At 45.8% G+C, this 22414-nt stretch carries 23 protein-coding genes and 1 other RNA gene; 20 read left to right on the top strand and 4 right to left on the bottom strand.

The window, feature by feature from the left end; all coding sequences use genetic code 11:
• Positions 1-12 precede the first annotated feature (12 nt).
• The 11 genes from F7R24_RS02375 (at position 13) to F7R24_RS02425 (ending at position 10022) form a co-directional block, all read left to right on the top strand.
• Complete coding sequence (locus tag F7R24_RS02375) at positions 13-1674, top strand: GMC family oxidoreductase (RefSeq protein ID WP_151669644.1); 1662 nt, start codon at positions 13-15, stop codon at positions 1672-1674.
• Between the two features lie 18 nt (positions 1675-1692).
• Positions 1693-2580, top strand: coding sequence for a LysR family transcriptional regulator (locus F7R24_RS02380; protein ID WP_151669645.1), 888 nt, complete (start codon positions 1693-1695; stop codon positions 2578-2580).
• A gap of 96 nt (positions 2581-2676) precedes the next feature.
• Positions 2677-3786, top strand: coding sequence for a cell division protein ZapE (zapE, locus tag F7R24_RS02385; RefSeq protein ID WP_151669646.1), 1110 nt, complete (start codon positions 2677-2679; stop codon positions 3784-3786).
• A gap of 40 nt (positions 3787-3826) precedes the next feature.
• Positions 3827-4813 carry an acrylyl-CoA reductase (NADPH) gene (gene acuI, locus F7R24_RS02390; RefSeq protein ID WP_151669647.1) on the top strand — a complete coding sequence of 329 codons (987 nt, stop codon included), beginning with the start codon at positions 3827-3829 and terminating at the stop codon, positions 4811-4813.
• 259 nt (positions 4814-5072) lie between these two features.
• Complete coding sequence (gene rplM, locus F7R24_RS02395) at positions 5073-5504, top strand: 50S ribosomal protein L13 (protein WP_151669648.1); 432 nt, start codon at positions 5073-5075, stop codon at positions 5502-5504.
• A 12-nt stretch (positions 5505-5516) separates the two neighbouring features.
• Positions 5517-5909, top strand: coding sequence for a 30S ribosomal protein S9 (gene rpsI, locus F7R24_RS02400; protein WP_151669649.1), 393 nt, complete (start codon positions 5517-5519; stop codon positions 5907-5909).
• 224 nt (positions 5910-6133) lie between these two features.
• A complete protein-coding gene (petA, locus tag F7R24_RS02405; RefSeq protein WP_151669650.1) occupies positions 6134-6730 on the top strand; it encodes a ubiquinol-cytochrome c reductase iron-sulfur subunit in 597 nt (198 codons plus the stop codon).
• Entirely contained in the window at positions 6730-7986 is a 1257-nt protein-coding gene (locus F7R24_RS02410) for a cytochrome b (RefSeq protein ID WP_151669651.1), read from the top strand. The genes petA and F7R24_RS02410 overlap by 1 nt, the downstream gene beginning before the upstream one ends.
• Positions 7986-8759, top strand: coding sequence for a cytochrome c1 (locus F7R24_RS02415; protein WP_151669652.1), 774 nt, complete (start codon positions 7986-7988; stop codon positions 8757-8759). Before F7R24_RS02410 ends, F7R24_RS02415 begins: the two co-directional genes overlap by 1 nt.
• Positions 8760-8853: 94 nt before the next feature.
• Positions 8854-9486 (top strand): glutathione S-transferase N-terminal domain-containing protein, encoded by a 633-nt coding sequence (locus F7R24_RS02420; protein ID WP_151669653.1) that lies wholly within the window; start codon positions 8854-8856, stop codon positions 9484-9486.
• A 26-nt stretch (positions 9487-9512) separates the two neighbouring features.
• The gene (locus F7R24_RS02425) at positions 9513-10022 is read left to right on the top strand and encodes a ClpXP protease specificity-enhancing factor (protein WP_151669654.1); all 510 of its coding nucleotides are present in this window, start codon (positions 9513-9515) and stop codon (positions 10020-10022) included.
• 46 nt (positions 10023-10068) lie between these two features.
• Here the strand turns inward: F7R24_RS02425 and F7R24_RS02430 are convergent, their stop codons facing one another.
• From F7R24_RS02430 to F7R24_RS02445, 4 genes are read right to left on the bottom strand one after another with little or no spacing between them, the layout of a single operon-like run.
• Complete coding sequence (locus F7R24_RS02430) at positions 10069-10635, bottom strand: BON domain-containing protein (protein ID WP_151669655.1); 567 nt, start codon at positions 10633-10635, stop codon at positions 10069-10071.
• 3 nt (positions 10636-10638) lie between these two features.
• Positions 10639-11226, bottom strand: coding sequence for an SIS domain-containing protein (locus tag F7R24_RS02435; protein ID WP_151669656.1), 588 nt, complete (start codon positions 11224-11226; stop codon positions 10639-10641).
• 22 nt (positions 11227-11248) lie between these two features.
• On the bottom strand, positions 11249-11599 hold the full coding sequence (locus F7R24_RS02440) for a YraN family protein (protein ID WP_151669657.1): 351 nt from the start codon (positions 11597-11599) through the stop codon (positions 11249-11251).
• Positions 11600-11602: 3 nt separating this feature from the next.
• Positions 11603-13408 carry a penicillin-binding protein activator gene (locus tag F7R24_RS02445; RefSeq protein WP_168926762.1) on the bottom strand — a complete coding sequence of 602 codons (1806 nt, stop codon included), beginning with the start codon at positions 13406-13408 and terminating at the stop codon, positions 11603-11605.
• A 34-nt stretch (positions 13409-13442) separates the two neighbouring features.
• Here F7R24_RS02445 and rsmI point away from each other — a divergent pair, with 34 nt between their 5' ends.
• The 9 genes from rsmI (at position 13443) to mraY (ending at position 22401) form a co-directional block, all read left to right on the top strand.
• A complete protein-coding gene (gene rsmI, locus F7R24_RS02450; RefSeq protein WP_151669659.1) occupies positions 13443-14285 on the top strand; it encodes a 16S rRNA (cytidine(1402)-2'-O)-methyltransferase in 843 nt (280 codons plus the stop codon).
• A gap of 46 nt (positions 14286-14331) precedes the next feature.
• Positions 14332-14686: RNase P RNA component class A (gene rnpB, locus F7R24_RS02455), an RNA gene on the top strand.
• Between the two features lie 262 nt (positions 14687-14948).
• Positions 14949-15401: a division/cell wall cluster transcriptional repressor MraZ gene (gene mraZ, locus F7R24_RS02460; RefSeq protein ID WP_151669822.1), complete on the top strand. Its 453-nt coding sequence runs from the start codon at positions 14949-14951 to the stop codon at positions 15399-15401.
• Positions 15402-15437: 36 nt separating this feature from the next.
• Positions 15438-16373 (top strand): 16S rRNA (cytosine(1402)-N(4))-methyltransferase RsmH, encoded by a 936-nt coding sequence (gene rsmH / locus F7R24_RS02465; RefSeq protein ID WP_151669660.1) that lies wholly within the window; start codon positions 15438-15440, stop codon positions 16371-16373.
• Positions 16373-16738 carry a cell division protein FtsL gene (ftsL, locus tag F7R24_RS02470; RefSeq protein ID WP_151669661.1) on the top strand — a complete coding sequence of 122 codons (366 nt, stop codon included), beginning with the start codon at positions 16373-16375 and terminating at the stop codon, positions 16736-16738. The genes rsmH and ftsL overlap by 1 nt, the downstream gene beginning before the upstream one ends.
• Positions 16735-18447 carry a peptidoglycan D,D-transpeptidase FtsI family protein gene (locus F7R24_RS02475; protein ID WP_151669662.1) on the top strand — a complete coding sequence of 571 codons (1713 nt, stop codon included), beginning with the start codon at positions 16735-16737 and terminating at the stop codon, positions 18445-18447. The genes ftsL and F7R24_RS02475 overlap by 4 nt, the downstream gene beginning before the upstream one ends.
• Positions 18444-19940, top strand: coding sequence for a UDP-N-acetylmuramoyl-L-alanyl-D-glutamate--2,6-diaminopimelate ligase (locus tag F7R24_RS02480; RefSeq protein WP_151669663.1), 1497 nt, complete (start codon positions 18444-18446; stop codon positions 19938-19940). Before F7R24_RS02475 ends, F7R24_RS02480 begins: the two co-directional genes overlap by 4 nt.
• Positions 19937-21319: a UDP-N-acetylmuramoyl-tripeptide--D-alanyl-D-alanine ligase gene (locus F7R24_RS02485; protein WP_151669664.1), complete on the top strand. Its 1383-nt coding sequence runs from the start codon at positions 19937-19939 to the stop codon at positions 21317-21319. The genes F7R24_RS02480 and F7R24_RS02485 overlap by 4 nt, the downstream gene beginning before the upstream one ends.
• On the top strand, positions 21319-22401 hold the full coding sequence (gene mraY, locus F7R24_RS02490; protein WP_151669665.1) for a phospho-N-acetylmuramoyl-pentapeptide-transferase: 1083 nt from the start codon (positions 21319-21321) through the stop codon (positions 22399-22401). Before F7R24_RS02485 ends, mraY begins: the two co-directional genes overlap by 1 nt.
• Positions 22402-22414: the final 13 nt, after the last annotated feature.

Here is a 22414-nt window from a genome sequence, read left to right on the forward strand (position 1 = left end):
TAGGAGGTCGCTATGCCACGTGATCCCTTTGATTATATTGTGATTGGAGCTGGCTCGGCGGGTTGTTTACTCGCCAATCGACTCAGCCAAAATCCAGACAATAAAGTGTTATTAATTGAAGCCGGTAAAAAAGATAACTACCACTGGATTCATATTCCAGTGGGGTATCTCTACTGCATCGGCAACCCTCGTACCGACTGGCTTTTTCAGACAGAACCGGATGCTGGACTGAATGGAAGAACCCTGCGTTACCCGCGAGGTAAAACCTTGGGTGGATGCTCGTCTATCAACGGCATGTTGTATTTGCGAGGTCAGGCGCGGGACTATGATCGCTGGGCCGAACTGACCGGTGATGATGCCTGGAGTTGGAAAAACAGCCTGCCTGATTTTAAAAAGCATGAGCATCATTATCGTTTAGATGAGGGGCAAGACCCACAGCTCGCTAACGTTGAGCGCTTTTCAGACTATCACGGCCATGGTGGTGAATGGCGTATTGAAAAGCAGCGCTTGCGTTGGGATGTGCTGGATAGCTTCGCGGATGCCGCTGTTCAAGCTGGCGTACCCAAAACAGAAGACTTTAACCAAGGCGATAATGAAGGTGTTGGTTATTTTGAAGTCAATCAACGTCAAGGCTGGCGCTGGAATACATCCAAAGCCTTTTTAAGACCCGCAAAGCAACGCAGTAACCTGACCGTGTGGACTGAATCACAGGTTGAACGCTTGATCTTTGATTCGTCCTTAGAAGGGCAGCCTCGTTGTTCTGGTGCGATTATTCGTCGTGGGGGTGATGCGGTCACCGTTAGGGCAAACAAAGAGGTGATTTTGTCTGCGGGTGCGATTGGCTCTCCACAGCTTCTTCAATTGTCAGGTATTGGGCCAGCCCCGCTACTAAAAGAGCATGGCATTGATGTCACAGTCGACCTTCCCGGAGTGGGTGAAAATCTTCAAGACCATCTGCAGATTCGAGCAGTTTACAAGGTTAAAGGCGTTAAAACCTTAAACACCATGGCGAACAGCTTAATCGGCAAGGCAATGATCGGTTTGGAGTATGTTCTGAAGCGTTCTGGGCCGATGAGTATGGCACCCAGTCAGTTGTGCGCATTTACGAAGTCTGATCCGAGTCAGCCCTTCGCTAATCTTGAGTATCACGTGCAGCCACTAAGCTTAGATGCATTTGGAGAGGATCTACATCCTTTTCCAGCCATTACAGCCAGTGTCTGTAACCTGAATCCAACCAGTCGCGGTCATATACGGATACGTTCATCTAAATTTGATGATCCGCCCATGATTGCGCCGAATTATCTCAGCACAGAAGAGGACCGTAAAATCGCGGCACAAAGCTTAAGACAGGTGCGAGAGATTGTTTCTCAACCCGCCATGCAAGCTTATCAGCCAGAAGAATGGCGTCCAGGTGTTCAATACCAAACCGATGAAGAGTTGGCAAAGCTGGCAGGTGATATCGCCACCACCATTTTTCACCCTGTGGGTACAGCAAAAATGGGACGTGATGATGATCCGATGGCAGTCGTCGATTCACATCTGCGCGTCAGAGGCGTGAAAGGTTTGCGAGTGGTGGATGCGAGTGTGATGCCATTGATTACCAGTGGTAACACCAATTCACCGACTTTGATGATTGCTGAAAAAGCGGCACAATGGATCTTAAATGCCGAATGACGCAAAAGGATTCAATGATTGGATTATTCACTTATCAAAGCCTTCGTCGCAATAGCACAAGAAGGTAACCTGACAAGGGCGGCTGATCGATTGTGTATCACTCAGCCAGCCCTGAGTCTGCAATTAAAGAAGCTGCAAGACTCAGTGGGGTTGGTGCTTTTCAAGAGAACCCCCAGAGGGATGCAGTTGACGGATGAAGGGCGGCGATTATTGTCTTCTGCCGAACAGGCTTTGGAAGCTTTTGCGGCATTTCAATCAGCCGCTGAAGGCCTTAAGGGTATTGTTCATGGCGAGTTAAAAGTAGGTACTATTGTTGATCCTGAGTTTTTACGCTTGGGATCATTTTTGAAAATGATGGCGAATCATCATCCTGGATTGACCTATGAGTTGCGTCACGGCATTTCGGGAAGTGTTTTAAGAGAAGTAGAGCAAGGAACGTTGGATGTTGCATTTACTTTGGGTTTTCCTGGTTTAGTTGAGTTTCAACAACGTTTCCACGTTCTTCCTCTTGCGGACTTTAATTATCGTGTCATAGCGCCACCAAGCTGGCGTGCTTTAGTCAAAGGAAAAGATTGGCAGGCCTTGTCTTTGTTACCCTGGATAGCGACACCACCAGAGTCCGTTCATCATCGATTATTGGCTCGAGTGTTTGCCGATCTAGGACTTGAACCGAATGTGGTAGCCAAAGTGGATGTCGAATCATCCATGATGGATTTAGTTCAGTCAGGGGTCGCATTAGCCTTGGCAAGGGATTCACTTGCATTAAGAGCGTCGCATGAGCAAGGTATCGTGATTGCGGATAAAGTCAGTATTGATGCTTCATTGGGATTTATCTGTCGTAAAGATCGATTTTCTGAACCACCCATCCAAGCGGCGATGGAGATCGTAAGGGCGGTCTGGGAATGAATCGGTGGTATGTTACGCCAATGGATCATTGCAAGCAGGATGCGAGCGCAGTAAAGTTTCGCGCTTGTCACGACAGAGACTGAGGTAAAAGCGTTTATGACACCCTTAGAGCGTTACCAGAAAGATCTACAGCGGGAAGACTTTTCCTACGATGCAACACAGGAGATGGCGGTTAAGCACCTTCAGCGCTTGTATGATGAACTGATTGCATCAGTGAATGCGCCCGTACCGAGTATGATCCGTCGGCTGTCTGGAATGATCAAAAAAGATCAAAAAGAGCCGTTAAAAGGACTGTACTTTTGGGGTGGAGTGGGTCGTGGAAAAACCTATTTGATGGATACCTTCTACGATAGTTTGCCTTTCGAGCAGAAGATGCGGACGCACTTTCATCGCTTTATGCAGCGTGTACATCGTGAATTGAAAGAGCTGGAAGGAACTAAAAACCCTTTGGTAGAAATCGGTAAAAAATATGCGTCAGAAACGCGTATTATCTGCTTTGATGAATTCTTTGTATCCGATATCACCGATGCCATGATTCTGGGTGGATTATTGGAACAGCTTTTTGCTAATGGTGTCAGTTTGGTGGCAACGTCCAATATTGTTCCTGATGGGCTTTACAAAGATGGGTTACAACGGGCTCGTTTCTTGCCCGCGATCGCTTTGTTGAATAAACATACCGAAGTGATCAATGTTGATGGCGGTATCGATTACCGTCTCAGAGTGTTGGAGCAAGCAGAACTTTATCATTTTCCATTAGATGAAACCGCCGATACGAGTCTAAATACTAGCTTTGAAAGATTGGCTCCTGATATCAATGAAGCTAAAGATAATCAGCTAATTGAAGTGAATGGTCGTCGTATTCCTTGTCGTCGAGTCTGTGAAGACGTGGTGTGGTTTAACTTCAAGGATCTTTGTGAGGGTCCCCGCTCGCAAAATGATTACATAGAGCTGGCTAAGATTTATCACGAGGTATTGGTTAGTAATGTTCCGCAGATGGGGGTTAAAAACGATGATGCTGCTCGTCGTTTCATCAATCTGGTTGATGAATTTTATGACAGTGGTGTCAAGCTGATTCTATCTGCTGAAGTGGGTATTCATGATATCTACACAGAAGGGCGTTTATCTTTCGAGATCGAACGTACAAAAAGTCGTTTGCTAGAGATGCAATCGCATGAATACCTGGCACGAGAGCACCGTGCGGGTTAATGCAGTCGGCTTGCATACAATAAAAACTGCTGGAGGTCACATGTTCAAAGCAATCGTAATAGACAAGAACGAAGAGAAAGGCTATCACTCAGCGCTCATTGAAGTCGATGAAGCGCAGTTGCCTGAGGGTGATGTCCTTGTTGAAGTGATCTATAGCACCTTAAATTACAAAGATGGTCTTGCTATCACAGGAAAGGGCCCTGTAGTGAGAAAATTCCCCATGGTTCCTGGTGTGGATCTGGTCGGGCGAGTCATTAAAAGTGAGTCTGATCGATTTGCAACGGATGACCTCGTATTACTAAACGGGTGGGGCGTTGGTGAGGTACATTGGGGTGGCTTGGCTGAAAAAGCGCGATTAAACAGTGATTGGCTGATTGCGATGCCGGAAGGTCTAACCCCTGCTCAAGTCATGGCAGCAGGCACGGCAGGCTATACCGCTATGTTGTGTGTGCAAGCGATTGAAGATAAAGGCGTTAAGCCGGGTGATGGCGAAGTGCTAGTCACTGGGGCTAATGGTGGTGTCGGAGGTTATTCGGTTAAACTTCTTAGTCGTTTAGGTTATCACGTTGTTGCATCGACAGGTCGACCTGAAGAAGCAGATTACCTAAAGGCGCTAGGTGCGTCAGACATTATCGATAGACAGCAGTTGAGTGAACCGGGTAAGCCTTTACAAAAAGAGCGCTGGGCTGCAGTCATAGATTCGGTTGGCAGTCACACCCTTGCTAATGCTTGTGCACAAACACGTTATGGTGGTGTTGTAGCCGCCTGTGGTTTGGCGCAGGGTATGGATTTCCCTGCAACGGTTGCTCCATTTATTCTTCGTGGTGTGACGTTAGCGGGTATTGACAGTGTTATGCGTCCCCTTGTTGATCGTGAGCGAGCTTGGAAGCGATTAGCTGAATTGCTAGAGGCTGCTGATTTTGATGTGCTCTCTCATGAAATTAGATTAGATGATGTGGTTCAGACGGCTGCAGAATTAATTGATGGTAAAGTTAGAGGTCGTGTACTGGTTAAGATTCAAGACTGAGTTTGAAGTCATTCTGGATACTGTACACGCCATCACATTAAAGCGAGCTGATTATGGTCGAGAGTTGTATAAAATTTCGACAAAAAAGGCTCGTTTTTTTTGTTTAAGCTAAGTATAATGCTGCGCTCCCTGATATGGGGGAAGAAGGCTTGTTAGAAAAAGCTTTGAAAAAAGCAATCTCTAGCAACGAATAACTATAAGGTAAGTCGGAATCACTATTGCGTGGATCGAGACTTAACGAGTTAAGGTGAAAAAACCCATGAAAACTACTGTTAGCGCCAAGCCAGCCGAAGTTAAACGCGACTGGTACGTTGTAGACGCAGAGGGTAAAACCCTAGGTCGTCTGGCAACTGAAATTGCACGCCGTCTTCGCGGTAAGCATAAGCCTGAATTTACGCCACACGTCGATACGGGTGATTACATTGTTGTTGTGAATGCTGAAAAAGTTCACGTAACAGGTAACAAGCGTAACGACAAAATGTACTACCGTCATTCTGGTTTCCCAGGTGGTTTGAAAGAAGCCAACTTCAACAAGATGGTACAGACCTTCCCTGAGCGTACAATTGAGTTAGCTGTTAAAGGCATGCTGCCAAAAGGCCCACTAGGTCGCTCAATGTACTCTAAGCTGAAAGTCTACGCGGGCAAAGAACATCCGCATCAGGCTCAGCAACCTCAAGAACTGAATATCTAAGGGGAAGGCAATATGTCTACAACTCAATACTACGGCACAGGCCGTCGCAAAACCTCTACTGCACGCGTTTTCTTGCGTCCTGGTACAGGCAAAGTGACCATCAATCAGCGCACCATGGAAAACTACTTTGGTCGTGAAACTGCTCGTATGATCGTTATGCAGCCTCTTCAACTGACAGGTAACTCTGAAAAGTTTGATGTTTACGTTACTGTTGCTGGTGGCGGCGGTTTCGGTCAGGCTGGTGCGATTCGTCACGGTATCACTCGTGCGTTGATGGAATACGATGAGACATTGCGTCCTGCATTACGTGAAGCTGGTTTCGTAACCCGTGACTCACGTATGGTAGAGCGTAAGAAAGTGGGTCTTCGCAAAGCGCGTAAGCGTCCACAGTTCTCCAAGCGTTAATTTGCAACAGCCATTGCGGCTGTGGCAAAAGAAACCCAGATGGCTTCGGTTATCTGGGTTTTTTTATGCGCCTTAGCATAAGGTAGGAAGGTTTTACCTTGTATAAATTGGGTAAATTCTTTAATATTTCCGCCATTTGATGAATTCAATTTTTGGGTTTAATAGCTGGCAACTGAATTGGGCAATTTCTGTCTGGTGAAGTTGAATGAGTGGAGATGAAATTAATGAGTAATGACGGCGTGAACAAAGGTCGGCGTCGGCTCCTCCTCGGTGCAACATCTGCATTAGGTGCAGTGGGTGCTGTAGGGGTTGCTGTCCCGTTCGTTGCGTCTTGGCATCCCAGTGCCAAGGCCAGAGCGGCAGGTGCACCTGCGCGTGCTGACGTAAGTAAACTAGAGCCAGGTCAACAAATGATCGTTGAGTGGCGTGGTCGTCCGGTCTGGATCGTGCGTCGTTCTGAAGAGGCATTGGCAAGTCTAGCAGGTCAAAATGACCGTCTGGCTGATCCAGAATCTAATCGTGCTGAACAGCCTGACTATATTCCAAAAACCCCAGAGCGTGCATTGCGTCCAGAGTATGCCGTACTGATAGGTATCTGTACGCATTTGGGTTGCTCTCCTACGTATCGTCCGGAAATAGCACCTTCAGATTTAGGTGAAAACTGGTTAGGTGGCTTCTTCTGCCCATGTCATGGCTCACGATTCGATCTTTCTGGTCGTGTATATCGTGCTCAACCAGCACCAACGAATCTGGTTATACCACCTCATGCGTATCTGGATGATGACACCCTGATAATTGGTCTAGATCCGGAGGAAGTATAATGGCTGGTAAACGAAATAAAGGTAATCCGGGTTTGATGGGATGGATCGATGATCGCTTCCCTGCAACTGCCATGTGGGATGACCATCTTGCTAAATACTATGCACCAAAAAACTTTAACTTTTGGTATTTTTTCGGTTCTTTAGCACTGCTTGTGCTAGTGAACCAAATTGTCACCGGTATCTGGTTGACCATGAGTTACAACCCTTCAGCTGAAGGTGCTTTTGCGTCGTTGGAATACATCATGCGTGATGTTGAATACGGTTGGTTACTGCGCTACATGCACTCAACGGGTGCTTCTGCATTCTTCGTTGTTGTGTATTTACACATGTTCCGCGGAATGATGTATGGCTCATACAGAAAACCACGTGAGCTTGTGTGGATCTTTGGTATGACCATCTACCTAGTACTGATGGCTGAAGCTTTCATGGGTTACTTGCTGCCTTGGGGTCAAATGTCTTACTGGGGTGCTCAGGTAATTATCTCATTGTTTGGTGCCATACCAGTCATTGGTCCTGACTTGCAACAGTGGATTCGTGGTGACTATCTGATTTCAGGTATTACCTTGAACCGCTTCTTTGCACTTCACGTGGTTGCATTACCTATCGTGTTGTTAGCGCTTGTTGTGTTGCACATTATTGCATTGCACGAAGTAGGTTCAAACAACCCAGATGGTATCGATATTACAGATAATCTAGATGAAAATGGCGTGCCTAAAGATGGTATTCCTTTCCATCCTTACTACTCTGTTAAAGATTTAGTCGGTGTCGGTGTCTTCCTGTTTGTTTTCTCCATCGTTCTGTTCTGGTTCCCTGAAGGGGGTGGTTTCTTCATCGAAGCGCCAAACTTTGAGCCAGCAAACGCACTGAAAACACCAGACCATATTGCACCTGTTTGGTACTTTACCGCCTTTTATGCCATGTTACGTGCTGTTACTTTCAGCTTGTTTGGCTTAGATGCTAAGTTCTGGGGTGTTGTGGTAATGGGCGCTGGTATTGCAATACTATTCGTATTGCCTTGGTTGGATCGCAGCCCTGTTAGATCTATGCGTTACAAAGGTTGGATCAGCAAAATATTCCTAGTGGTCTTTGCAATTAGTTTTATCATCCTCAGTATACTAGGTGCTTTGCCTGCGACTGATGGGCGTACTTTGGTTGCTCAGATCTGTACAGTGCTGTACTTCGCTTACTTCATTCTGATGCCTTTCTACACCAGAATGGAAAGCACTAAACCAGTTCCGCAAAGGGTGACAGGCTGATGAAAAAACTTCTTATTGCAGTATTACTAATATGTTTGCCTGGGCTGGCTTCAGCTGCAGCGTCAAACTACAACATGGAGCCATTTAAGGCAGATCTTCGTGATCAAGAGTCTTTGCAGCGCGGTATGGCGTTATTCGTCAACCGCTGTATGGGTTGTCACTCAATGGAATATCAACGTTTTGCTCGTACTGCGCAGGACCTGGGTATTCCTGAAGATCTAATGGAAGAATACTTAATCCTTGGTGATCATGGGATCAATGATCTGATGACCATCTCTATGGATAAAGGTGATGCTGAGGGTTGGTTTGGTGCTCCACCACCAGATTTAACGCTAGAAACTCGACTACGTGGTAGTACGTGGGTCTATAACTACATGCGCACTTTCTTCCGTGATGATTCAGCTCGTTTTGGTGTCAACAACGCAGTGTTTGCTGATGTAGGTATGCCCAACGTACTTGAAGACCTGCAGGGTGTGGTTATTAACACCTGTTCTCGTGAAGAGTTAGAAGCGCGTGGTGGTCATACAGGTACACTGGATCCGTTAACTGGGATTCGTAGTGGACAATGCCTAAAAGTACAACCAGGTACTGGCAGCATGACAACGGCAGAGTTTGATCAGGCAATCTATGATCTGACAAATTTTATGACCTATGTCGGTGAGCCATCAAGACTTCAGGCAGAGCGTATTGGTACCTTCGTACTGATCTTCTTGGCTATCTTTACCTTCTTTGCTTACCTGTTGAAGCGTGAGTACTGGAGAGATATACATTAATCCTGTGTGATATCAGGAATAGTTTGCTACGCGACCTTATCGGGTCGCGTAGTTTTTTGTTTTTAGATCCCCTGTAATAAAATGAGGTAACTCAATGGGAGTTGTAGCAAAACGTTCTTCCATGACCTTCTTCTCTGATGGTGATGATCACTACAGTCATCGAGTACGCATCGTACTTGCAGAAAAAGGTGTTGCAGTCGATATCGTCGATTGCAAGGTTGATGATCTTCCAGAAGATGTCGCTGGGCTCAATCCATATAATACCTTGCCAACCTTGTTAGATCGTGATCTTGTGCTTTATGAGCCAGGTGTCATGATGGAATACTTAGATGAGCGCTTTCCGCATCCACCTCTGTTGCCGGTATATCCGGTTGCTCGTGCGGATAGTCGTTTGTTTATGTATCGTATTCAGCGTGATTGGTGTGGTTATGCAGACGCTTTATTGGCGGGAACTGCTGATCCAGATCATCTTGATTTCTGCAGAAAAGAGTTGCGCGATAGCTTAGTATCTATTGCACCAATCTTTGCGGAAAAACCATTTTTTATGAGTGATGAGTTCACACTGGTGGATTGCTGTATTGCACCTTTGTTGTGGCGTTTACCTGTCATGGGTATCGAATTACCAGCAACTCAGTGTTCAGCATTGCTGTCATACATGAAGCGTTTGTTCGAGCGTGAATCTTTTCAGTTAAGTTTGTCTGAAGCTGAAAAAGAGATGCGTGATTAATCAAACGTCGTGTGTCTGGAGAAGCTATGAATTTAACACCTAGTCGTTCATATCTGATTAAAGCACTTCATGAGTGGATGACAGATAACGATTTGACACCTCATTTAGCAGTAGATGCTCGGGTGCAAGGTGTTATGGTGCCTGATCAATTTACTCGCGATGAGCAGTTGGTTCTTAATATTAGTTATTCGGCTGTTCAAGGCTTGGTTATTGATAATGACGGCGTCTCATTTAATGCGCGATTTGGCGGTGTGCCAATGAATGTGTTCATTCCTTTGGCTGCGACCCTAGCAATATACGCTAGAGAAAATGGTCAGGGAATGGGATTTGGCATGGAGCCAGGTGCAGATGAGTTAATGAAGCAGGCGCAGGGTACTTCTTCAGAAGATATGGAAGCCAGTAATTCAAGTCCTGATGCCAAGCCAAGTGCTAAAAAAGCAAGTGGACCGGTTTCATTGAATCAGCGCGATGATTCCCAGCCTCAGAAAGGTTCTAAGCCTAAAAAGGGTAAGCCTACGTTGAAGATCATCAAATAAAGCATGCAATTGGGCGGCCTAGGCCGCCCAATTTTTTTAGATTGTTTTAGATGTATTCAAATACTTTCACAATGCGGTTAACGCCGACAATATTACGTACAACTTCTACTGCAACTTCACCTTCCTGACGTGTCACAAGGCCCATCAAATAAACAGCGCCATTTTCAGTGACGACTTTGATGCGCATGCCATTAGTGCGATTGTCTGCTAAGAGTTGTGCTTTAACGCGGCCAGATAAATAGGTGTCGTTAGCACGAATCATGAAAGATGTGGGGCCTGCTATTTCTAATTCATTATGAATTTTGCGCACTTCTCGAAGTTGGCTGACTACTTCGGTTGCTTCCGCTTTAGTTCGTTGATCAGGCACTTGGCCGGTGAGTAACACTTGACCATTAAAGCTGTTCACGCTGATATTAGATTGAGAGAGAGCAGCGGTACCTTTGTTGATATTAACCTTAGCTTTAAACTCGATCGAATTGTCTTCAATGAAGTTACCAATGGTTCTACGTCCTTCATTTTCTTCGATAGGCGTTTCGCGTGTTGAACTGACAACAGTTGAACAGCCACTAATAATAAACACGGTAAGAAGTAATAAAGGTAATAGCTTTTTCATCCGTTAAGCTCCAAAAAGTTGAAAATCAATTAAATCTGCTAAAGTATGTAATACCAATAAATGTGCATGATGTACTAATACTTCATCATTGGATGCGATGCAAATTTCTGTTTCGTCTGGGCGCATTAAAGCTGTCATATTGCCACCATCAGAACCGGTCAATGCAATAACGGTCATTTCACGATCATGTGCTGCTTGGATAGCTTGCACTAGGCTTGCTGAGCGGCCATTAGCAGAAACCGCAAGCAAGATATCTCCTGGCATGCCAAATGCTCGGATTTGCTTTGAGTAGATATCTGCAAAGCCGCTGTCTTCAGCAATGCCGGTAATTGCGATAGCATCAGCGTTGAGTGTCACTACTGGTAGGCCGGGTCTTTCGTGTCGGAAACGATTAATTAACAAGCTACCAAAGTGCTGTGCAAGACTGCCTGACGCACCATTACCAGCACACAGAACTTTTTGTTCAGAAATCAAGCATTGCAAGATCTGCATGCTGGCAGTAGCAATCATTGGGGTAAATTGCTCAATAGTTTGAGCATTAACTTCCATCGATTGATGAAACTGTTGAATAATTCTGTCTTCAAGTTCCATGATGTCTGTCTCTGTGCAGCTCTTAATTTTGAAAGGCGTTACGATACCATAAAGGAGTGTTATTTCCTTCAAATGCAATGATATCGAATCGACAAGGGTGTTTTGACCAACAAGGATTTGCTGCTAGAAAAAATCTAGCGGCACGAAGTAACTTACGTTGTTTGCGCCAGTCTACTGATTCTGCAGCACCGCCAAAGTGTTTATTTTTACGATGTCTAACTTCTATAAAAATTAAACTTTCACCGTCGGTCATGATTAAGTCTATCTCACCCACTCTACAGTTCATATTGCGTTCTATAAGCTGTAGACCTTGTGAAATCAACCAAGTTTCTGCACTACGCTCGGCTTCCTTGCCAAGAGTTTTTCTATCCATGATTTACTCCGTAATGAGTTGGGGAACTCCGTTATTAAAGCGAGCCCAGGCAAGCTCTCTTGAAATACGACGATTGGGGCCTAGTGACAGAACGCCACTTTCTCCAATTAAGACTTGCTGTTGTAATAATAGCGGCAAATTTTGCGAAATGATAAAGGCATCTGCGCCTAGAGCGTAAAGCTTACCTATTTCCGTATATGCATCTTCACGACGTTCAGTAATTGATTGTCGAGTCGTGCTTGGCTCTGCAAGCCTCCAAGGGACATCAACGAAATCTATTCCATTTAAATCATTATCGCGTGAAGCGCTTGGATTACCCTCATAGAGTTGCGAGGTAGCGATCACAGGAATGTTACCAGCAAAGTGGTAGAGCAGCATGGGGCGAATTAAGCGTGCATCTCTTGGTTCAGTTGCCAAAATAATAACATCAGTTTCATGGCTAATGTTTGCTCTCATGCCACTTCTGGAGCTTCGAGGCATGGTGCGAGCAATTTCTGGATCTTGAAGCAGTAGTTGGCGAATTTGTTCTGAATTACTTTCTGTGGATCTAAAGGTAAGTGACGCACTGATGTATCCGCCTTGCTCTTGAAAAGCTTGTCGGATCATTTGCTCAAAACGCTCGCCGGAGCGATTGTCACTGCGAATAATCATCGTGTTGCGATACCCCAGTTGCGAGGCTCGACGAACTAACGTATTCACCTCATGGTCACTCGATAAATCAAGTTGCAATGGAGGGTTAAGACCTTGCTCAGCAGGATTTAGAGCTAACACAGGTAGGGGGTGATCTGGATATTCAGCGAGTTGATTGACAAAGTTACGATCCAGAGGTCCGACGATAAAGTCAGCGCCTTGAGTGCGTGCTGTATGAAAAAGTTGTTCAGGAGAGCGTATTTCGGTGCTATCAATCATGACCACTTCGGTTTCACCCGTCTGCGATGATTGCATTGCGGTAATAAAACCCTCGATAATCGTTCTTGAAAAATCAGCTAAATCTCCTTGTAAAGGAAGAAACAAGGCAACTCGTTGGGCTCTGTCGGTTAAAGGAATAGGGCTTAGGTCAGTCGCTAATGGTGTATCCGCTGATCGGGGTGGTAAGGAAGCCGCAGGGTGCTGATCCCAAAGTAACTGCCAGTCAAAAAGTTTTTCTTGTTGCTCATCGAAGTTTGAAATGCCGGCAAGTATCGCTGCGCGCTCAAACCAACCTTGTTCGAAGAAGTTGTTGTTTCGGTTTTGTACTTCTTGTTGCAGTATGCCGCTATCTGCAGTGCTGAGTACCGACCAAATTTGATCGTGAAGTGATTGCTGCAGTGACTTATCATCAGTCATTTGCGTAGCTGCAATTAATTCACGTGCAGAGCTAATAGGATTACCAAATAGATTGAAAGCTTCTGCTCTAGCAATGTTTAAGCGAATAATTTGATCGCGATTTAAATCCGTTGGCAGTAGGTGAAAGTCTAAACTTCGGAGTGCTCTTTCTGGGTTATTTTGAGTCAGAGCCAATGTGGCTTGCTCTAGAGCGATTGATAAGCCAAGTTCAGCGGGAAGTCTGCGTTTATCGATCGATTCAAGTATACTGCTCGCCTCTAGATCATTGCCCTGTGCTGAAAGACGATCAGCGGCTTGAAGTCTGAGTTGAGCGGCTTCAACCGGAGGTGCTGATTGAGCATCACGAAGCAGTTGTCGCGTTTCATCATCCTGTACAGACGGTGAAGGCGTCGAAATACTGGGCATTCCGGGTTGGCTGCCGCAGGCGGCTATTAGAATAGACATTAATACTAGCGCAATTAGCAGGCGTATTTGCTTTGTCATACACTCATCAATCCTTAAGAAGAGAATAACCTTCATGGCAGAAGCGGTTTTATATGTTATTGCCACACCGATAGGCAATTTAGGCGATCTGTCAGCGCGAGCAATCAAACTGCTTAGTGAAGTTGATTTGATCGCTGCTGAGGATACCCGTCATACAGGGCGGCTTCTATCCCATTTTAGCATTAAATCATCGTTAGTTTCAGTGCATGATCATAATGAAATAGCCCGTGCTGAGCTTATTATCGATTATCTAAGCCAAGGGAAGCGTGTAGCCTTAGTTTCTGATGCTGGCACACCACTGATATCAGATCCTGGCTATGGTTTGGTAAAGCGGGTTAGAGAAGCTGGATTTAATGTTTCTCCTGTGCCTGGGTGTTGCGCCTTTGTTGCAGCTTTGAGTGCAGCAGGCTTGCCCTCTGATCGTTTTATGTTTATCGGGTTTCTTCCAGCAAAAACTCAGGCAAGAGTAAAGCAATTGTCAGAGCTTGTTGATCAAACTTGCACCTTGATCTTCTATGAATCTACGCACCGAATTCTTGTCAGTCTTGATGACATGATCTCCGTCTATGGTGATCATCGTGAAGCAGTGATTGCACGTGAGATTACTAAAACATTTGAAACCTTTAAACATGGCACCTTGGCTGATTTGAAGGCTTGGATGTTAACCGATGCAAATCAGCAAAAAGGGGAGTTTGTGGTGCTGGTCCGAGGTGCAGAACCCGTTGATGATAAGGTGGATCAGATTGATGCACGTAGTGCTCATGTTTTGGGTCTGTTGGCTGCCGAGTTACCACCGAAAAAAGCGGCTGCGATAGCGGCTGAAATTACCGGTATTCACAAGAAACAGCTTTATGAGTATCTATTGCAACGTGATTGAGGGGTAAAGCTTGCACTTCATTGTTTTCCTGTTATCCTGCGTCGCGGGAGTCTGCCGGACAATCGCTGTTCTGCTTGCAGAAGGGAGGAAAGTCCGGGCTCTACAGGGCAGAGTGCCAGATAACGTCTGGGCGGTGTGAGCCGACGGAAAGTGCAACAGAAAGTATACCGCCTAAGGGCTCTTCGGAGTCACGGTAAGGTTGAAATGGTGCGGTAAGAGCGCACCGCGTGGGTGGTAACACTCCACGGCGATGGAAAACCCCACTCAGAGCAAGACCAAATAGGGATCCTTAAGGTGTGGCCCGCACTGGATCCGGGTAGGTTGCTTGAGGTCAGTGGTGACGCTGACCCTAGATGAATGATTGTCCTCGACAAAACCCGGCTTACAGGCAGACTCCCACTATCCTGCCTACACCTCTGTTTTAATTTTTTCCAATAAATTAAATACTGTATATATATACATATTACCTTATTGTTTCTGCTTAATTTATTGATTCTTTGAAGCTTATCTACAGGGCGCTATTTCCTGGCTGTGGCTGTTCCCTAAATAGCCCTAATTTGATCCCTTTTCCTACCTTGCATTGACTAGGGTTACTCACTATAGTGTGCAATAGTGGGTTAAAGTGGTTAAAAGTGGGTAATTCTGGGGAATTCAGTGGGCATTATGTTCCGCGGTGTCAATCCGATCAATCTAGATGCAAAGGGGCGCATGGCGATCCCGGCTCGTTATCGCGAGATGATTGCGTCTCATTGCGGTAATCAGATGGTTGCCACGATTGATACAGACTCCCGTTGCCTACTTCTTTACCCCTTACCTGAGTGGGAAGAGATTCAAGCGAAAATTGAGGCGCTTCCAAGCTTTAATAAGGTTGCTCGACGTATTCAGCGACTATTGATCGGTCATGCGACTGATCTTGAATTAGATGGAAATGGACGTCTGTTGTTGCCGGCAAGTCTTCGTGAGTACGCCGGTTTAGATAAAAAAATTGTGCTACTAGGGCAGGGACGCAAGTTTGAAATCTGGGATGAGGCTCAATGGAGTGCAACCCGAGATGAATACCTTGACGAGGTTGGTGAAGATACCCTGCCGCCAGAAATGCTGGAGCTTTCGCTGTAAAGCGAGAAGCAAATAAAAAGGTTTACAGGATCTGAGATGAGTCAAGAATTCAACCACATCACCGTGATGCTAAACGAAGCTGTTGAAGCATTAGTCACGGATCCAGATGGTTTTTACATCGACGGCACCTTTGGTCGTGGTGGTCATTCGTCTCTAATTCTCTCTAAGTTAAGCGAAAAAGGTCGATTACTTGGTATCGATAAAGATCCGATGGCGATTGCTGAGGCTCAGCGACGTTTTGGTGATGATCCACGATTTAGCATCGAGCACGGTGCATTCAGTGAGATAGAAAGCTTTGTTGCAAAAAGAGAATTGGTTGGACAGGTTACAGGGGTTTTGTTAGATCTCGGCGTCAGTTCACCTCAGCTTGATGATCCATCTCGTGGATTTAGTTTTCAGTACGATGGCCCACTAGACATGCGCATGAACACCACCAGTGGTGAGAGTGCTGCAGAGTGGATTAACCGTGCCAGTGAGAGCGAAATTGCGGATGTACTGTTCCACTATGGTGAAGAGCGCTTTTCGCGTCGAATGGCTAAGGCCGTTGTTGCTGAACGTCAAAAATCACCAATTATGACTACTGCCCGACTGGCTAGCATCATTACGGATGCAAATCCTCGTTGGGAAAAAGGCAAAAATCCAGCAACACGAGCCTTTCAGGGCATTCGCATACATATCAATCGAGAGTTAGATGAGATTGAGACCTGTTTAGACCAAACGTTGGAATTGTTGGCACCGCAAGGTCGCATGGTGGTGATTAGTTTTCATTCGCTAGAAGATCGAATCGTTAAGCGCTTTATCCGCCGTCATGTTAAAGGCGATGAGCATCTACCCAGTGGCGTGCCCTTTACGCAATCTATGTTGAACCAACGCCTAAAGGGCTTAGGTAAAGCGATTAAGGCCAGTGCAGCTGAGGTGGACGCTAATCCTCGTTCTAGAAGTGCCGTGATGCGAGTAGCGGAGAAGTGCTAATGAACTTGAAGAGTTTTTTCTCTAAAAGTGAATTAGATAAGAGTGGTTTACCTCATGGCGCTGCTCAGCAAGATCTGTTCATATCACGAACAGCGCTTTATCGACCTTTAATGATTTTGTTGGTGCTGACGATAGCGATTTTGGTATCGGCGCTCTCGGTGGTCAAGACAGCCTACGATTATCGCAGATTGTTTAACGACCATCAGATTTTGGTTCATCAGTGGGATGAGTTGCAGATCGAATGGGGGCAGTTATTGCTCGAACAGAGTACTTGGGGTGGTCACGGGCGAATTGAGAATGAAGCAGAAACCCGTTTGCAGATGCGAGTCCCGAAAGTTGAAGAAACAGAGATAATTCGAAGATGAGTGATAAACCAGAAGCAGCTCAAATACAGGCAGCAAGCAGTTGGAGAATGTGGATAGTTTTCGCATTGCTCTGCGTTGCTGTGGGCTTTATTCTGACTAAGTTGTTCTCTTTATATTCAACCGATCAAGCTTTCCTCCAGAACCAGGGTGACGCACGTACTATTCGTACGATGTTAATTCCAGCGCATCGGGGTGTCATTACTGATCGCAATGGAGAGCCCTTAGCAGTGAGTGCTCCCGTAGCCAGCATTTGGGTAGATCCAAAGTTCATCGATATGCAACACCCTCACCTGAATCGATTAAGCCAGCTTTTAGAAATGCCACACGGTAGCTTGATTGAGCGTTTATCCAATAATGCTGAAAGACGATTTGTCTATTTACGTCGACAGGTAACCCCCGAAGCGGCTGAAGGAATACGTTTACTGGGAATTCCGGGTGTTAACGTTGATCGTGAATACCGTCGTTTCTATCCTGCAGGGGAAGTTGCCGCTCACTTAGTGGGCTTCACTAATGTTGATGGTGAAGGTCAAGAGGGAATGGAACTTGCCTTTAATGACTGGTTGACTGGCGAACATGGCAGCAAATTAGTCATGCGTGACCGTGTGGGTCGAACCATCCGTCACATTCGCTCTATCCAAGATGCAGAGCAAGGTAATGAGCTTCAACTCAGTATCGATCTGCGTTTACAGTATATGGCTTATCGCGAGCTAAAAGCGGTGGTTGAAGCACATCAAGCAGATGCAGGCTCTATTGTTATCTTAGATACCGAGACCGGCGAAGTCTTGGCGATGGTTAACCAGCCTTCCTACAATCCTAATGATCGTACTCGTTTAGAACCCGCTGCGCTCAGAAATCGTGCCATGACCGATCTATTTGAGCCAGGCTCTACCGTAAAGCCTATGACGGTGGCGGCAGCTTTAATGTCAGGCAAGTTTACACCGGATACCGTTATTAAGACCTCTCCCGGTGTGATGCGTGTTCGTTCTGCAACCATTCGAGACTTCCGCAATTACGGTGACTTATCCTTAACGGGAATCATCACCAAATCAAGCAACGTCGGTACAGTTCGTCTCGTGATGGACATGGAGCATGATCGCTTACCTAATTTATTGCGCAACTTTGGTTTTGGCCAAATGAGCCATACCGGTTTTCCGGGTGAAAGATCAGGTCACCTTCCAGACCTTCGTGAACGTCAAGTCATTGAGCGAGCAACCATGTCTTATGGATATGGTATTTCAGTTACCCCGTTACAATTGGCTCAATCCTATGTTCCCTTTGCCTCAGATGGCATTTTTTACCCTGTTAGTTTGGTTAAAAATGAGCAAGGAAGCCAAGGTGTTCGCGTGATGCCGCCTGGTATCGGTAATGAAGTTTTAAAAATGATGGAAACCGTCATAGGGCCAGAAGGTACGGCGAGAAGAGCCGCTGTTGAGGGATATCGAGTCGCTGGAAAAACAGGTACAGCGCACCGAATCGGTAGCGGTGGCTACAATCGTGAAGAGTACACCGCGTTTTTTGCGGGTGTTGCTCCTGTTTCAGATCCTCGTTTAGCAATAGTGGTGATCGTTGATAACCCGAAAGGAAGAGAGATCTATGGTGGTGAAGTGGCAGCGCCTGTATTTGCACGTGTGGCTGCAGGATCGATGCGTCTATTAAACCTAGACCCTGATCGCTGGCCTGAACCTAAAACACAGGTGGCCGGCCGATGAGTATTCAACGCCAAGATCTGCCCAGTCTTCAAAGCTTATTAGTTAATCAGTCCTCTGTTTCTGATCAAATCCTAGTACGAAATATTGTATTGGATCATCGAGAAGTGACAGCTGGTGATCTGTTTATTGCTCGTTCTGGTGTGCATCACAAGGGTGTTGACTACATTATTCCTGCTATTAAAGCGGGCGCTTCCGCTGTGCTCATGAGTAAAGCGGATTATCATCCAGACCTTGAAGAGTTTGCGGACATTATCTTTGCGGTTGATAACCTGTCTGAAGTCGCTGGCGATGTGATTAGTCGATACTATCATTCACCTTCAGAATCGATGGCTGTTATCGGTGTCACTGGTACTAATGGCAAAACATCATGTTGTCACTTTATCGCTCAAGCCTTGAATTTTCTGGGTGAGAAAACAGCCTATATCGGTACTATTGGGACCGGTTTTCCAGATGAGTTGGAGCCATCTACTCATACAACACCCGAAGTATTAAAAGTGCATCAGCTTTTGGCGAAATATAAAAAAGCAGGTGCTAAAGCGGTAATCATGGAAGTCTCTAGTCATGCGCTAGATCAGAGAAGAACGGCCGGTGTCCTGTTCAGCCAAGTAGGATTCACCAATCTAACTCGGGATCATCTTGATTACCATGAAACCATGTCTGCTTATGCGGCATCAAAGAAGCGCTTGTTTGAAAACACCAGTGCTGTCCAATTGCTGAATATTGATGATGAATTTGGTAAAGATTTACTGATTAAAGCTAAACAGGGACAGAGCTCTGTACTCACTTATTCGCAATTAAACGAATCCGCTGATATTTATGTTAAAACTGCTGAATTTCATCTAAATGGTATAGCTTTTGCGCTGTCCACGCCTTGGGGTGAGGTTAGTGCCACATCAAGTTTGATAGGACGCTTTAATCTCAGTAATTTGCTTTTGGTCACAGCATCCCTAGGAGCGGCTGGATATCCTGCTGTGGAAATCAGTCGTGCTTTAACGCAGATACAGGCTGTTTCTGGGCGCATGGAAAAGGTGTCTTATGCTTCTGAGCCTTTAGTACTGGTTGATTATGCGCATACACCCGATGCGCTTTTACAAACGCTGTCTGCCTTGAATGAGCACCGCCAATCAGGAAGTAAGATCATTTGCGTGTTTGGTTGCGGTGGTGACCGTGATCAAGGTAAACGTCCATTGATGGCACAAATCGCCTCTGGATTAGCTGACCAGTTGGTCATTACCAGCGATAACCCACGCACCGAAGATCCTCAATTTATCATCGATCAAATTCTAGCTGGGGTGAAATCTTCTAGTCACACCCGTGTGGAAGTTGATCGTTCTATAGCGATAGCGACCGCCATCGCAGAAGCCACCTCGACTGATATCGTCCTGATTGCTGGAAAAGGGCACGAAGACTACCAGGAAATTATGGGTCAGCGTTATGCCTTTAGTGACCAGAAAGTGGCAAGAAAATATTTAGATCAATGGAGCCAGAAATGATTGGTAACTGGACACTCAGCCACGTAGTTAAGGCAATCGAAGCCACTTTTGATGAGTCTATTGATCTAACGATCCCTGTCACGGGGATATGTACTGATACTCGTAAAATACAGAAGGGAGATCTGTTTGTTTGTTTGAGTGGTGAAAATTTTGATGCTCATAATTTTCTTAGCCAAGCAAGGGAGAAAGGTGCTGTCGCTGCTGTAACAGAGAAGAATGTTGATGATGAATTACCACAGCTAAAAGTTCAGGATGCAATTGTGGCGCTGGGTCGCCTGGCGACGTTAAATCGCAATCACTATAACGGAAGAGTTGTTGCCATCACTGGTAGCAGTGGTAAAACCACCGTTAAAGAACTGTTAGCTAATATGCTTAAGCAGCAGGGTTCAACCCTGTTTACCCAAGGTAATTTGAATAATCACATAGGCGCACCACTTACCTTACTGCAATTGAAAGAAGAGCATCAATATGCCGTCATTGAGCTAGGTGCGAGTGCAGAAGGTGAAATCGACTATACCGTGCATTTAACTCAGCCTCATGTAGCGCTGCTTAATAATGCCTGTGAAGCCCATATTGAAGGTTTTGGAAGTTTACAGGGGGTAGTGCGAGCTAAATCTGAAATCTATAACACCCTGACAGATGAAGGTGTGGGCATTGTAAATTTTGATGATCCACATGCTGCTTTTTGGCGCGAAAAGCTTGAGAATATGCGCCGCCAATATTTGACCTTCTCTACACAGAGCAACCAAGCAGATATCTGGACAACTGATGCTGTTGTGAATAGTGCCGGAGCTTGGGGCTTTACACTTCATTTTAAAGATGAAAGCGTTTCCGTTCAGTTAGGTTTGATAGGTCAGCACAATATTGCTAATGCTGCTGCTGCCACAGCGGCTTGGGTTGCTTTGGGATTACCTTTGTCGGCTGTGAAAGCTGGGCTTGAGTCTTGTGACGCAGTGAAAGGTCGAATGAAACCTATCCAGCATAAGTCAGGCTGGTTGATTGATGATAGTTACAATGCCAATCCGCAAGCAGTAGAAGCTGCAATAGACTTCTTGGCTGAAAGACCCAAGCAGCGCATTTTGGTGTTAGGCGATATGGCAGAACTAGGACCTGAAGCTGAGGCTTTGCATGCAAACGTTGGGCGTTATGCGGCAAATGCTGGGATTGATTTATTGTTTGCTGTAGGCCCTCTGATGCATAACGCGATCGAGGCTGCTCTGTCGGCAGGGTTAAATGCCAAGCATTTTGAGCTACAAGAAGCGCTTATCACTGAACTTAAAACACATATGAGCGAACCCTATACTCTGCTTGTTAAGGGGTCGCGCAGTGCACAAATGGATAGAGTCGTTGATGCTCTACAACAAGAGGAAGCTCTCTAATGCTGCTGCTGTTAACAGAATTTCTGACACAGTACTTTTCAGCCTTTTCGGTGTTCCGTTACATCACCCTGCGTGGAATTTTGGGTGTATTAACTGCCTTGTCGATTTCGTTAATCCTAGGCCCTTATCTGATCAATCAACTGCGTCATCGTCAGATAGGTCAAGCGGTCAGAAATGACGGACCTCAGTCTCATTTGAGTAAGTCAGGAACCCCCACCATGGGAGGTGGTTTGATTCTATTAGCGATAGCGGTCAGTACCTTGCTCTGGGCAGATCTGTCGAATCGTTATGTGTGGATTACCTTGTTTGTGCTGATTGTTTTTGGTGCAGTGGGCTGGGTTGATGATTGGCGCAAAGTGATCGAAAAGAATCCGCGTGGTTTACCCGCTCGTTGGAAGTACTTTTGGCAGTCAGTTGGTGGTGCAGGCGCTGCAATTATTCTTTATCTGACCGCGCAAAGTCCGGTAGAAACGCAACTCATTGTGCCTTTCTTCAAAGATATCATTATTGATATGGGTCTGTTCTTTATCGTGTTTACCTACTTTGTCATTGTGGGTAGTTCCAACGCGGTGAACCTAACGGATGGTCTTGATGGGCTGGCCATCATGCCAACCGTGATGGTGGCAGGTGCCTTGGCCGTGTTTGCTTATCTAAGCGGTCACTTTCAATTTGCGAATTATCTTCATATACCTCATGTACCGGGTGCAGGTGAACTCATCATTATCTGTGGTGCCATTGTTGGGGCAGGGCTAGGTTTCCTTTGGTTTAACACCTATCCCGCTCAGGTGTTTATGGGTGATGTGGGTGCGCTCTCTCTCGGGGCTGTGCTAGGCGTGATGGCCGTTATCGTCCGACAAGAACTCGTGCTAGTGATCATGGGTGGGATTTTTGTCATGGAGACTGTCTCGGTTATTCTGCAAGTTGCTTCCTATAAATTAACCGGAAGGCGGATTTTTAGGATGGCACCGATACATCATCATTTTGAATTAAAAGGCTGGCCAGAGCCGCGAGTTATTGTCCGTTTTTGGATTATTACTGTGATTCTAGTCTTGATTGGTTTGGCAACCCTTAAGTTGCGCTAATGGGTAACGGTTA

The sequence above is a fragment of the Nitrincola schmidtii genome (genome assembly GCF_008973715.1).
GTDB classification, from domain to species: Bacteria; Pseudomonadota; Gammaproteobacteria; order Pseudomonadales; family Balneatricaceae; genus Nitrincola; species Nitrincola schmidtii.

Bases quoted from the DNA above. Each gene is read 5' to 3' on its own strand.
- F7R24_RS02375 (WP_151669644.1), top strand. From the start codon at position 13: ATGCCACGTGATCCCTTTGATTATATTGTGATTGGAGCTGGCTCGGCG.
- zapE (WP_151669646.1), top strand. From the start codon at position 2,677: ATGACACCCTTAGAGCGTTACCAGAAAGATCTACAGCGGGAAGACTTT.
- acuI (WP_151669647.1), top strand. From the start codon at position 3,827: ATGTTCAAAGCAATCGTAATAGACAAGAACGAAGAGAAAGGCTATCAC.
- rplM (WP_151669648.1), top strand. From the start codon at position 5,073: ATGAAAACTACTGTTAGCGCCAAGCCAGCCGAAGTTAAACGCGACTGG.
- rpsI (WP_151669649.1), top strand. From the start codon at position 5,517: ATGTCTACAACTCAATACTACGGCACAGGCCGTCGCAAAACCTCTACT.
- petA (WP_151669650.1), top strand. From the start codon at position 6,134: ATGAGTAATGACGGCGTGAACAAAGGTCGGCGTCGGCTCCTCCTCGGT.
- F7R24_RS02410 (WP_151669651.1), top strand. From the start codon at position 6,730: ATGGCTGGTAAACGAAATAAAGGTAATCCGGGTTTGATGGGATGGATC.
- F7R24_RS02415 (WP_151669652.1), top strand. From the start codon at position 7,986: ATGAAAAAACTTCTTATTGCAGTATTACTAATATGTTTGCCTGGGCTG.
- F7R24_RS02420 (WP_151669653.1), top strand. From the start codon at position 8,854: ATGGGAGTTGTAGCAAAACGTTCTTCCATGACCTTCTTCTCTGATGGT.
- F7R24_RS02425 (WP_151669654.1), top strand. From the start codon at position 9,513: ATGAATTTAACACCTAGTCGTTCATATCTGATTAAAGCACTTCATGAG.
- F7R24_RS02430 (WP_151669655.1), bottom strand. From the start codon at position 10,635: ATGAAAAAGCTATTACCTTTATTACTTCTTACCGTGTTTATTATTAGT.
- F7R24_RS02435 (WP_151669656.1), bottom strand. From the start codon at position 11,226: ATGGAACTTGAAGACAGAATTATTCAACAGTTTCATCAATCGATGGAA.
- F7R24_RS02440 (WP_151669657.1), bottom strand. From the start codon at position 11,599: ATGGATAGAAAAACTCTTGGCAAGGAAGCCGAGCGTAGTGCAGAAACT.
- F7R24_RS02445 (WP_168926762.1), bottom strand. From the start codon at position 13,408: ATGACAAAGCAAATACGCCTGCTAATTGCGCTAGTATTAATGTCTATT.
- rsmI (WP_151669659.1), top strand. From the start codon at position 13,443: ATGGCAGAAGCGGTTTTATATGTTATTGCCACACCGATAGGCAATTTA.
- mraZ (WP_151669822.1), top strand. From the start codon at position 14,949: ATGTTCCGCGGTGTCAATCCGATCAATCTAGATGCAAAGGGGCGCATG.
- rsmH (WP_151669660.1), top strand. From the start codon at position 15,438: ATGAGTCAAGAATTCAACCACATCACCGTGATGCTAAACGAAGCTGTT.
- ftsL (WP_151669661.1), top strand. From the start codon at position 16,373: ATGAACTTGAAGAGTTTTTTCTCTAAAAGTGAATTAGATAAGAGTGGT.
- F7R24_RS02475 (WP_151669662.1), top strand. From the start codon at position 16,735: ATGAGTGATAAACCAGAAGCAGCTCAAATACAGGCAGCAAGCAGTTGG.
- F7R24_RS02480 (WP_151669663.1), top strand. From the start codon at position 18,444: ATGAGTATTCAACGCCAAGATCTGCCCAGTCTTCAAAGCTTATTAGTT.
- F7R24_RS02485 (WP_151669664.1), top strand. From the start codon at position 19,937: ATGATTGGTAACTGGACACTCAGCCACGTAGTTAAGGCAATCGAAGCC.
- mraY (WP_151669665.1), top strand. From the start codon at position 21,319: ATGCTGCTGCTGTTAACAGAATTTCTGACACAGTACTTTTCAGCCTTT.